Origin of the sequence: Streptomyces phyllanthi, from assembly GCF_009377205.1 — a bacterium.
Lineage (GTDB): Bacteria > Actinomycetota > Actinomycetes > Streptomycetales > Streptomycetaceae > Streptomyces > Streptomyces phyllanthi.
The window spans coordinates 1-11,287 of sequence record NZ_VJZE01000059.1; the positions used below are offsets into that span (position 1 = coordinate 1).

10 protein-coding genes are annotated in these 11,287 nt (G+C 70.7%); 6 read left to right on the plus strand and 4 right to left on the minus strand.

The features are described 5' to 3' along the window. The 5 genes from FNH04_RS11720 to FNH04_RS11740 form a co-directional block, all read left to right on the plus strand. The coding region (locus FNH04_RS11720; protein WP_152783178.1) for a branched-chain amino acid ABC transporter substrate-binding protein at positions 1-1,143 on the plus strand (1,143 nt) is incomplete at its 5' end. A 108-nt stretch (positions 1,144-1,251) separates the two neighbouring features. Beyond that, positions 1,252-1,650 carry a hypothetical protein gene (locus FNH04_RS11725; RefSeq protein WP_152783180.1) on the plus strand — a complete coding sequence of 133 codons (399 nt, stop codon included), beginning with the start codon at positions 1,252-1,254 and terminating at the stop codon, positions 1,648-1,650. Continuing rightward, entirely contained in the window at positions 1,647-2,390 is a 744-nt protein-coding gene (locus tag FNH04_RS11730; protein ID WP_152783182.1) for a hypothetical protein, read from the plus strand. The genes FNH04_RS11725 and FNH04_RS11730 overlap by 4 nt, the downstream gene beginning before the upstream one ends. Continuing rightward, positions 2,390-5,881, plus strand: coding sequence for a hypothetical protein (locus FNH04_RS11735; protein ID WP_152783184.1), 3,492 nt, complete (start codon positions 2,390-2,392; stop codon positions 5,879-5,881). Before FNH04_RS11730 ends, FNH04_RS11735 begins: the two co-directional genes overlap by 1 nt. Positions 5,882-6,018: 137 nt before the next feature. After that, on the plus strand, positions 6,019-6,912 hold the full coding sequence (locus FNH04_RS11740) for a Vgb family protein (protein WP_152783186.1): 894 nt from the start codon (positions 6,019-6,021) through the stop codon (positions 6,910-6,912). A gap of 77 nt (positions 6,913-6,989) precedes the next feature. On the opposite strand, the gene FNH04_RS11745 is transcribed toward FNH04_RS11740, so the two are convergent. Then, positions 6,990-7,367 (minus strand): winged helix-turn-helix transcriptional regulator, encoded by a 378-nt coding sequence (locus FNH04_RS11745; RefSeq protein WP_322722934.1) that lies wholly within the window; start codon positions 7,365-7,367, stop codon positions 6,990-6,992. Positions 7,368-7,510: 143 nt separating this feature from the next. On the opposite strand from FNH04_RS11745, the gene FNH04_RS11750 reads away from it, so the two are divergent. Next, a complete protein-coding gene (locus FNH04_RS11750) occupies positions 7,511-7,918 on the plus strand; it encodes a RidA family protein (protein ID WP_152783190.1) in 408 nt (135 codons plus the stop codon). A gap of 225 nt (positions 7,919-8,143) precedes the next feature. Here the strand turns inward: FNH04_RS11750 and FNH04_RS11755 are convergent, their stop codons facing one another. From FNH04_RS11755 to FNH04_RS11765, 3 genes are all read right to left on the minus strand, one after another. Beyond that, positions 8,144-8,449, minus strand: a complete 306-nt coding sequence (locus FNH04_RS11755) for a hypothetical protein (protein ID WP_152783192.1) — start codon at positions 8,447-8,449, stop codon at positions 8,144-8,146. Between the two features lie 170 nt (positions 8,450-8,619). Further along, positions 8,620-10,230 (minus strand): solute symporter family protein, encoded by a 1,611-nt coding sequence (locus FNH04_RS11760; protein ID WP_322722935.1) that lies wholly within the window; start codon positions 10,228-10,230, stop codon positions 8,620-8,622. Continuing rightward, positions 10,227-10,919, minus strand: a complete 693-nt coding sequence (locus FNH04_RS11765) for a DUF485 domain-containing protein (protein ID WP_194236639.1) — start codon at positions 10,917-10,919, stop codon at positions 10,227-10,229. The genes FNH04_RS11760 and FNH04_RS11765 overlap by 4 nt, the downstream gene beginning before the upstream one ends. Positions 10,920-11,287: the final 368 nt, after the last annotated feature.

Sequence of the window (11,287 nt, forward strand, 5' to 3'; positions counted from 1 at the left end):
GGCGGGGAGCCCGGTGGGCAGACGGGTGGACCGGGTCCGCTTCCGCGGTACGTGATCGGACTGCACGCCGATCTGAGTGGCGCTCAGAAGGCCCTGGGCCAGGCGCAGGAGCGGGGCGCGCGGCTGGCCGTCGAGCGGCACAACGCCCGTGAGAACCGGGACTTCGACCTCGTACTCCGGGTCAGGGACGACGGCGGGAAGCCGGAGCGGGCGAGGCGGACCGCCGACAGCTTCGCCGCGGACGACAACGTGTACGCCGTGATCGGTCCCACGACGGGCGCGACCGCCGTCGCCGCCCTGCGGCGTTACCAGAAGGCGCTGCTGCCCGCACTGACCGTCTCGGCCGGAGACGAACGGCTGTCCAACACCTCATACACGGCGATCTTTCAGCTCAGACCCAGCGACGACACGCTGACGGCACCGCTCACCTGGTATCTCACCCAGGTCGAGTCCGCCCGTAGAACCGCCGTCGTCGAGGACAGGGCGGCGGGGCAGATCAGCTGGCGGAGGGCCAGATCACTGACAGAGTTCCCGCCCTCCAAGGGCACCACCACCATCCATGCCGTCGCCGCCGGCGGCGAGGACTTCCGCCCGGCCGTGGAGGCTGCCCTGGACGCCGACGCCGAGGCCCTCGTCTACGCCGGCACCTCCGCCCACCGGGCCGCGCTGTGTGCCCGTGCGGTGCGCGAGGCGGGTTTCACCGGCTCCTGTCTGGCCACGGAGCCGGTGCTGGGACCCGCGTTCCTGGAGGAGGCGAAGGAGGACGCCGAGGGCTGGGTGTTCAGTACCACCTATGTGGACCCGTCGGTGCTCAAGGGGGCGAAGACCTTCGCGGCGGCGTACCGGAAGCGCTATGGCGTCGACGAGGTGGGCAGGTACGCCGCCGAGGCGTACGACGCGCTGGGCCTGGCCGCGGAGGGCCTGCGGCTGCTCGGCCCGGACGGGGCGGAGCGGGGCGGTATGGCGCGCAGGCTGCGGACACTCACCTATCGGGGCATCTGCAAGGAGATGTCGTTCAACGGCACGACGCTTCAGATCTCCTCGGAGCCCGGGCTCTTTCTGTACCGGGTGGAGGACGGGAGTGCCCGTTTCCTGGGCCAGTATCAGAAAGTGACCAATACAAGCATCAATTCGAAAATCTAAAGAAGAAAAAGCAGCCGAAAGGCTGTCATTTGCTCATGCCTCGCGTTCATCCTGTGTGATGTGCGACATTTGCCTTCGCAGTGTCGTGCGGGAACCGAGGGGGACGGGATGCTGTCAGCAACCGCTGCGGCCGGGTTCGGCGCCATCGGCGGATTGATTGTCGAAGTCCTCGCTGTCTTCGGGCACTTGATCACCTGGCAGACGGCACGGCACGAGGCTCGCAGGAAGGGCCGGCGTCGCCCGAGCATGGTCCGGTTCATCGATCCGGCCGCCGACTTCGCAGTAGCACTGACTCGTGCCGGACTCGGCGCGGCGACCGGCCTGATCCTGCAGAACCAACTGGCGGGCCCCTACGCCGCCGTAGCCGTGGGAGCCGCCGCTCCCGCCCTCCTGGCCACCATCGGCAAGGCCACCCAGCCACTACCCGCCGCGGACACCACCACGGCGACCGCGGATCCCACCCCGGCCACCGTGGACGCATCCCGAAACGCGGGTGGGGCCGTATGAGCAGCGTGGCCTTCCTCCAGCGTTACTGGCGTGCGCTCACGGTCACCAGGACGCCGTCCGTGGCGGTGGCACCCCAGGGGCACGGACGGCGCGGACACAGCTTCCTGCAGCGGTACTGGGCCACCCTCATCGGAGCAGAACCGCCCCCGGCCCACGCCGAGATGCACGAGCAGGCCGCGGCGGACGCGGTCGGTACCCCGGTGGCCATGCCCGCACCCCGCCGACCGCGCCCTGGTCCCACCTCCTCCGGCGCTCCGCACGCTCGCTGGTTCTCGCTCCCGCGCCTTCCCGAGTCCGCCGAACTGCTGGCCGACGACGGCGACACAGTGATCACCGAGGCGTCCTCACCCGACGGCCGCACCGAGTTCGTCCTCCGCCGCTCCGACCGCGAGGAACGGGGATACACCCTGGAGGTGACCCTGCGGGGCTTCGCGAACCTGCCCGCGCTGATCTCGATCCGTTTCACGGGCGGCCGGGAGCACCGGCAGGAGCTTCTCGTCCCCCTCGCCCGGCCGGCCGTCGGTCCGGCCACGGCCCAGATCACCCTGCCGGGTTTCGGCGCGGACTCGAACTGGGAGGCGTCGCTCCCCACTCCGGTGGCCGAAACCGCGGACTGGGACTCCGCCACACTCACCGCGTCCGTCGCCGTCGCGCACAACCGCGCCACCCGGGACGCCTGGCGGCAGGTGCGTGATGCCGCTCCCGCCGAAGCCGGCCGCGCGATCGACGGGGCGCTGTGATGAGCGCACCCGTCCGCGGGACCGGCAGGATGCCTCGGCTGCCCGGCCCGGCTCCGGCCACCGGCCGGAGTGCGCTGCCACACCGTGCCCGGGCGGCCTCCCTCATGGACGACCTGGAGACCGATCCGGACAGGTCCCGCTCCGCCGTGAGTCCGGGAGAGGTCGTCAAGGTTCTGACCGGCCGCGATCATTTGTGGTGGAAGTGCTGCCGGGAAGCCCTGCTGTCGGACCCCGGCTGGCTCTTCCAGCAGCAGAGCGAGCAGTGGCGCACCTTCATCAACGACACCGTCGCCGACGACGCCACCACCGGCCCGAACCCGGCGGACTCCCCCTATCTGGTGGCCAGGGCACTGGCCGCTCCGCCCGACGGACAGCAGCGATCCCTCGACGCGCTTGCGCCGGCGGCCCAGCGGTGGCGGGAGAGCGGGCTGCTGTCCGCCGGCATCGTGTTCGACCCCTTCGTGATCCCCGACCAGGCGATGCCCGACGTTCCCGAGCGCGTCCGCAGCCGGCTCGCGCGTCTGCAGAGCCGGGCCGAGGACCCGGCGGAGGGCACACTCGGGGTGCTGGCCCTGCTGCTGGCCGGCGCCAGGTTCCGTGAGCATCGCGCAGTGCGCGTGTCCGTCGTCTTCGGCCGGTCCGACGACGTCCCCGGCGCGGTGCAGGAGCAGGAGGACGGCGTCACGGGCGTCCTGGAACTGCGTGAGCTGCCCGGCGGACCGAAGGGACTGTTCCCCGACCCGCTGACCATGGCTGGGGTACGCAGCAGCGGCCCCGCCTTCGGCCAGTCCCTGGCTCATGCGTGGCAGGCCTCTCCCTGGCGGGCGGCAGGCCGGTGCGTGGTCTGGCGGATCACCCTGACCGACCAGCGGTCGGGGCTCCGCACCATCGGGGGCGGCTCGCTGGGCGTGGCCTTCGCCCTGGGACTGCGCGAGCTGTTTCGGCGGCCCCTCGGCCACCGGCCGAGCCTGGCGGGCCTGCGCGCCGCCGTGTACGGCTTCCGGTCCAGGACCGCCGTGACAGGTCGCCTCGACGCGGACCAGCGGATCCAGCCCGTCGGCGGACTCGACGGCAAACTCCGGGCTGTCGGGAGAAAGGACTGGCGGCTGGTCGCCCCCGAGGGCAACAGGAGTCAAGTCTCCCAACCACCACCCCCCGGTCTCAGATTCGCGGCCACTCTGAAACAGGCGGAGAAGTACGCGCGGCAATGGCGCACGGGTCGTCTCCTCACCGTCGCCGTGGTGATCGCCGTCGCCGTCGGCACCGGCGTCGTGGTGTCCACCATGGAGTCCGCCGACGCCGAACGCAGGAACACCGCAGCCCGCCTCGCGGACCTCTCCTCCACGCTGATCAGGAGCGATGTCGGCCTGGCCCAGTTGTTCGCGGCCCAGGCCTACCACTACGACAAGACGCCCGAGACCCGCGCCGCCCTGTTCCGGTCGGTGACGGCCAGCCCGCACAGGGTGACGAGCCTGGCGGCCGGCGGCACGGTGTCGGCCACCGCCGCCTCGGGAGACGGACACACCATCGTCGCGGGCACCGCCGACGGTAGCGTCGTGGCCTGGTCGCTGCCCACCGACCCGACGAAAGCGCACCGTCGCACCGTGGCGCGTCTGGACCGGCCCGTCCTGATGATCGCAACCGACGAAGGCGGCCGCGTGGGAGCGGCGATCGACGACCGCACACTACGGATCTGGCCCGCCACCCGCTTCTCCCGCAGTCTGCGCATCCCGGCGGAGGAACGCCCGGCGGCCGTGGCCGTCTCACCCTCGGGCCGCTACGTGGCAGCGGTCACCGACACGGAAGCCCTGGACTCGCCCCGGCTGAGACTGCTCGACCTGCGAACCGGTGACAGCCGCAGCGTCGTCCTGGACGACCTGTCCCTGCCTCCCAGCAGCGTCACCATCCCGGACGACGGGCAGGTGGTGCTCTTCGACGGTGGGTACGGAGCGTGGCAGCGCCGCACCCTGCCAGGTCTGGACCGCACCGGTGGCAGCACGGTCGGCTTCGGCACGGCCGACTACGCGGCGGCCCTGTCCGCAGACGGCAAGTACTTCACCTACACCAACGCCGACACGTGGTTGCCGTTGTGGCGGACCAGCGGTCGGCCGAACATCGACCGTCCCGCCCTTGTCGCCGAGACCCGGGGCAAGCCCCCCTTGTCGCTGGCCCTGAGTGCCGACGGTTCACGCGCGGCGCAGGCGGCCGACACCACCATCTACGTGGCTCCCAGCGTGCAGCCGGACCAGGATCGCGCGGCTCCCACGGAGTTGACGGGCGCGGGACCGATCACGCGGGGAACGCTCGCGTTCATCGGTTCCGACAGTGAACGCCTGCTCTCCGCTTCCGGGGACCTGATCACCCTGTGGGACCTCTCCCAGCGGTCCCGCATCGGCGTCGGGTCAAAGTCGTTCATCCCGTCGTCCTGCAACGCCTGTTCATCCCCGTGGATCGCGGTGCGGCCGGACGGCCGGCACGTCGCCGTCACCGACGGCAACGGAACGTCCCTCACCGTGCAGCGGCTCGGGGCGAACGTGACGCGCCGGTACACGGAGAAGACGACGGAACTGGGGCGAGCCCCCTACAGCCCGCCCCTGTGGTCGCCCGACGGCAAGCACCTGATCGTGATCAGTGCCGAGGACGACAGCGCCCGGATCGTGTCGACGGCTGCCGGGCACCCGGTCACCGGAACCTGGGCGGCCCCCGATGACCCCCTGCAACTCGCCGACCCGCCCGCATCGCTGCGGTACACGCCCGACGGCAGGAGCGTGGTGGAGGTGACCGGTTCCGGCACCGTCCTCGTCCGGGAGGCCACGACGGGCGCCATCCGCACGAACGTTCCCGGACCCGCGCACATGGCACCGACGGCCAACGGCCCGACGGCTCTGCCTCCCGGCTACGCCGCGATCCAGAAAGACGCGGGCCACGCGGCGGTCATCGACTTCGCCCGACGTCAGGTCCGCGTCGTCGACATCGCCGACGGCCGGGTGCGCAAGATTCGCGGAAGCGAGCCGACCGGTGTGGCCTTCGTCGGCGACGATCTGCTCATCCAGCGCAAGAGCGGCGAGCTGGAGGTGTGGAACGCCGCCGGCAGTACACGTACCGGCACCCTGAGGGGGCTGTCCGACCTGGCCGCAGGACCGGTGACCAACGACCGCGACACCATCGTGGAAATGGACTCCGAGGGCGTGGCGACGTTCATCGACTACCCCTCCGGGCACCTGCTGGGGACGCTCCCGCTGCCCGAGGGCACCAAGCCGTCGTCCGTGGGGCTGGCCTTCTCGCCCGACGGCGACGAGTTGGTCTCCGCCACCGAGGCGGACGGCAACGACGCGAGCACCCTCGACATCGGTCAGATCTACAACTGGCAGACGGAGACGGACGCATGGCTGCACACCGCCTGTTCCTCCGCCGGGCGGGAACTCACCGAGAAGGTGTGGCGACAGCACACACGGACCCCCGCTCCCTCAGAGCTCCGATGCCCCGGCTGAGCAGCCCGGGCGGGCACTCCCGCCGAACGGCGGTGGCAGGGCTCGTCCTTGCGGGGGCTCTGCTGGCATCAGCGTGCGACTCGCCGTCGGCCCCGCGGAGAAGCACGGCGCCCGCTTCCCCTTCGGACGCGGGTGTGGTGACCCTGAAGACGATCCGCCTCCCTGCCAACGCCTATCCGAGCGACCTGGCACTGTCCGACGACGGCGACCTGTGGGTCACCGAGAGCAGTGTGAGCGCGGTCGCGCGCGTCGCCGCAGACGGGACGGTCACGCAGTTCCGCATCCCCGGCAGCTCGAACAACCCCAGCGGAATCCTGGCCGGGCCGGACGGCCGGATGTGGTTCGTCGGCTTTCAGGTGATCGGACGGGTCGACGACGCGGGAGACATGACCGGCTGGGAAGGACGGGCCCCCGGCCTGCCGGTGGCCTTCACCATCGGGCCGGACAACGCCGTGTGGTACACGAACGACGTCGGCCCCCGGCCCACCATCAGCCGGGTCAGTGACGGCACGGCCCCGGCCACGGTCACCACGCTGCCCGTTGATTCCCACCTCTTCCCCGCGCGAGGCATCACGCTGGGTCCCGACCGTACGTCCGTGTGGTTCTCCCAGGTGGCGGACTCGGGCGGGCAGGACGCCATCGGACGTGTCGACGCGGACGGCGTGCACACCTCGTGGCCCCTCGCGAAGGGCACCGTCCCCCAGACGCTGGTCGCAGGACCCGACGGTGCCGTCTGGTTCACCCGGAGCTCGGGGATCGGGCGGATCACTGCCGACGGGAAGGTCACCTCGCACCTGGTGACCAAGGGACAGCACCCCAACGACCTGGTGCCCGGGACGGACGGAGCGCTCTGGTTCACCACTGACACCCGGATCGGGCGGATCACCACCGACGGGAAGGCCAGAACCTGGCCCGTGCCCGGAGCCAAGGCGCTGAACGGGATCCTCCCGGCACGGGGCGGCGGCTTCTGGCTTCTGGATGCGGAGAGGTCTGTCATCAGGGAGATCAAGGAGCCCGCCGGGCCTGAGTGAGCGGCAGGACCGACCGAACTGGGCCGCTTCGGGACCGAGCTGGGCCGCTTCGAGCCGTTCCCGCCCTGTTCCTCGCGTCACGCGTCGAAGCGGCGGCGGGCGGCCTCGATGTGGCCGAGGTACTGGTGACTCCAGTCGCACATTCCGTCGACCGTTGCCCGCAGGGCCTGGCCCGGCTCGGTCAGGGTGTATTCGACCCGCGGCGGCACGGTGGGGTGCACGATGCGCTCGACGAGGCCGTTGCGCTCCAGCATGCGCAGGTTCTGGGTGAGCATCTTGTGGCTGATGCCCTCGATCTCGTTCCGCAACTCGGTGAAGCGCAGGGTGCGTTCACCGAGGCCCTCGATGATCAGGAGCGCCCACTTGTTGGCGACGTCGGAGAAGATCTCCCGCGCCAGTGAGTCCGCGCGCCTCAGGTCCGCTTCCTCGGGTAAGCCGCTGAACTGCTTGGTCACCGTCAGGTTCCCCAGTCACTGAAAAGTGCGTTCTTCCATGTCAGCGGCCACTCTCCTACGGTTCCCGAGTAACCACAAGTGACCGAGCGCCCTGGTTGCGTGGCCGCGAACTGACGGGCGCTCATGACGAGGAGGCAGGCAGCATGACCATCACCCTGGTGAACCCCGGCGGATTACCCGAGATCGATGCCTACCGGCAGGTGTCCGTCGCATCCGGGTCGAAGCTGGTCTTCATCGCCGGGCAGGTCGCCTGGGACGCCGAGGGGGTCACCGTCGGCGAGGGTGACCTCGCCGCGCAGGTCGAGCAGTGCTACCTCAACATCGACAGCGCCCTGGCCGGGGTCGGCGGCTCCTTCGAGGACGTGGCGAAACTGACCGTCCACGTCGTCGACTGGACCCCCGACAAGATGCCCCAGCTCCTTGAGGGAGTCTCGAGGGCAGCCGCGAAACTGGGAGTCACCCCGGTACCGCCCGCCACGCTGCTGGGCGTCGCGGCACTGGACGTCCCGGAGCATCTGGTCGAGATCGAAGCGACCGCGATGCTCGACTGAGCAGGCGCTCTTCCCTGTGGACCTCAGGCAGGTGGCCGGCTCCTGCTCGGCGGCGACGAGGCGCGGCGCCGGCGACCTGACCTCCTCCCGTACGGACCAGGAGGGCAGCCGGGTCAGTGGTCCTGCCCGGGGGCGGCGCATCAAGCTGAGCGGCATGTCCGACCGCGCGGAAAGGCGACCTGCCGGGTCCCTTGACCGCACCTTTCGGTGCTTTGTGCCGACCGCTCACCCGCGCCGCCCCGGACGCGTCCGGCCGGCCACGGCCGCGACCCGGCGCGCCCGGCTTCTGCACCACACCGTCGACGAGCGGTACGCGGCGGCGGCCTGTCCCGGCGGGTTGTGGTGCGGCAGCAGCCGCTGCGGGTCCACCGTGCAGGCCCGTGCGGCCAGTTGCTCCCAGATCCGGGCGGCGGAGGAGACGGGCACGGGCCCGAACCTCGCCACGAGGACGGCCCCCACACCGAGACTGAGGCCGAGGCCCACGTACGTCCGCACGGGACGGAGCCCGGATCCGCTGAAGTTTCTCGCCATGGCCGCACGCTACGGCCGCCCGGAACTCACGGGCATGCGTCCCCGTACTCAACGATCCCCTAGGTACCGCCGTCCTCGGCGACGCGGACTGCTCACGCTCGTTGCCCAGCCGCCGCCGGCAATCACCGCCCGCGCTCGGCGTGTTCGCCATCCGCCCGCGTACCGACTCGTCAGCTGTCTCGACGCCCGGTGCCCGTGCCCGCTCCGGTGAGGACACGGATCTCGGTCTCCGTGTAGTCCGCGCCGCCCCGCTGCCGCCGGTCGCGTACCGAGCCGGCCCAGGCGAGCAGGAAACCGACAGGAATGGAGATGAGACCGGGGTTCCTCAAGGGGAACACCGCGAAATCCGAACCCGGCAGCAGCGCCGTCGGGTTCCCCGAGACCGCCGGGGACAGCACCGTCAGCAGTGCGGCGACGAGCAGGCCGCCGTACATGCTCCAGACCGCTCCCCTGGTGGTGAATCCCTTCCACCACAGGTTGAACAGCAGCGCGGGCAGGAGCGCGGAGGCCGCGATGGCGAAGGCGAGGCTGACCAGGAACGCGATGTTGAGATGCTGGGCGAGCATCGACAGGGCGATCGCCGCCACACCGACGAACCCGACGCCCAGCCGCGCCACGACGAGTTCGCCCTTCTCCGAGACTCTGCCTCGCTTGATCGTCGCACCGTAGACGTCGTGGGCGAGGGAGGCCGCCGCGGTGAGCGTGAGAGCGGCGACCACAGCCACGATCGTGACGAAGGCGACGCAGGAGACGACCGTGAGCAGGAACGACCCGCCCAGGCGCTCGGCCAGCAGGAGCACGGCCGTGTTGCCGGAGGCGGCGTCCTCCTCGATGGCCTTCGAGCCGATCAGCGCAGCGGAGCCCAGGCCCGTCACCATCTCGAACAGGGTGAAGACGATGACCAGACAGGCCGCCCACGCGGCCGACTTGCGGGCCGTACGTCCGCTGGAGACCGTTCCGATACGCATCAGGACATGCGGCAGGGCAGCCGCTCCGAGTACGAACGCCAGTTGCAGACTGATCGAGTCGATCTTGCTGGTCCGGTCGTGGAAGCGAATGCCGGGCTCCAGGAAGGGGTCACCGAAACCGCTGTGCAGGACGGCGGCGTCCAGCAGGCGTGCCGGACTCCAGCCGTACTCGGACAGCACCGCCAGCACGACGAACAGCCCGGTGGCAAGGAGGACCACGGCCTTGATGCCCTGGACCAGGGTCGCGGCGCGCATTCCGCCGATGACGACGTAGAGGACCATCAGCAGACCGAGGCCGGCCACGACGATCCGCTGGGCACCGTCTCCGTCGATGCCCAGGACGGTCGCCGCGAGCGCTCCGGCGCCGACGAGCTGGGCGGTCAGGTACAGCAGGCAGACGACCACGCTCGTGATACCCGCCGCAAGGTGTGCGGGCCGGGCGCGCAGCCGCAGGGCGAGCGAGTCGCCGATGGTGAACCGTGAGGTGCTGTGGTACGGCTCGGCGACCAGCAGCACCAGTACGGACCAGGCGACCATCGGCGCCAGCACGTAGGCGATCCCGTCGTAACCGGTGAGCGCGATCAGGCCGGGATTGCCGAGCATCCCCGCCGCGGACATGTAACTGCCGAAGATGGCCAGCCCGTTGACGACCGACGGCAGTCGCCGCCGACCGAGGTAGAACCCGCTCAGTTCGTCCTGTTCGGGAAGGATCGACCCGATCGCGAGGAGGAGCGTACAGACGACACAGAGGCCGAAGACGGCGAGAACCGGGAAGGCGCTGCCGGAATCCGAGAGTGCGAGGACGGAGTTCACCGGTGGCTCTCCAGGTGCGGGAAGGAAGCGCTGTGACGCCTGACCAAGGGCTCCAGGGAGCGTCCCGCGTACCGTACGTACCACAGGACCGCCCAGCCGGTGAACGTCACCTGCGCAAGGACCAGCGTGAGCCCGATGTTGAGCGGTCCCGCCCAGGTGGCCGCCATGACACCGGGTGCCTCGTTGGCCAGGACGACGCCGGCCATCTGGGCCGCGACGACCGCGGCCGCGACCTGGGCCGGGCGGCGGCGCGCGGCACGCAGTTCGTGCAGCGCGGTGGTCTGCCTGGGGCCGGGGTGGCCCTCCCGGTCCGCTGGGTGGGCCGGGGGTGGCGAGGGCATGCGCGGGGACGTCCCGGAGAAGGTCGTGACGGACTCTCCCCGGGCCGGCCATGGAGTCGGAGCCGCAACGGCGGCGGGCCGGTCGTCGTCCGGGGCCAGGTGCCGGGCCATGCGCAGAGCCCAGGATCTTCGCCTCGCACGGACGTCGTACTCGGAGGGAGTGGCCCCCTGCACGGACTGCCGGTACATCTCCGAGAGCGCTCCCGGCTGGTCGACGGCCGCGTGGATGCGGGTGATGGCCTGCCGCAACTCCGCGGCGGAGTGGTGGTGTTCGTGGTCGAGAGCGCTGAGGTAGAGCGCGGCAGCCGCGGGAGGGTCTTGATCGGTGAAGGGGTCGCGGGAATCCATTGAGTCGTCCTCGACTGGAAGGGGCGCGAATGCGGCGCGGACATGGCGCGGATGTGGCGCGGATGTGGAGGGCACGTCGTACGAAGGCTTGTGGCCGTACGGTTTCTCCCGGCCCGCGGTTGGGGGGCCGACGTCGGTGACGAAGAAAATCGGCGGGGAGCCGGCCCGAAGCCAGACACTCGATCGCCGACGGAGCCGTCCCGGGCCCGTCCGGCGGCTTCGCTTCATCGGCACCCACCGTGCCGCAGTGATCACTGCACCGACAAGGGCGTGAACAGCAACGATCCGAGGTACTTGCGTGCTTTGCGTTCACGTTGCGGGCGGTGACTCGTGTCGTGCACCGAAGTCCGTGGCGCAGCCCGCCGGAC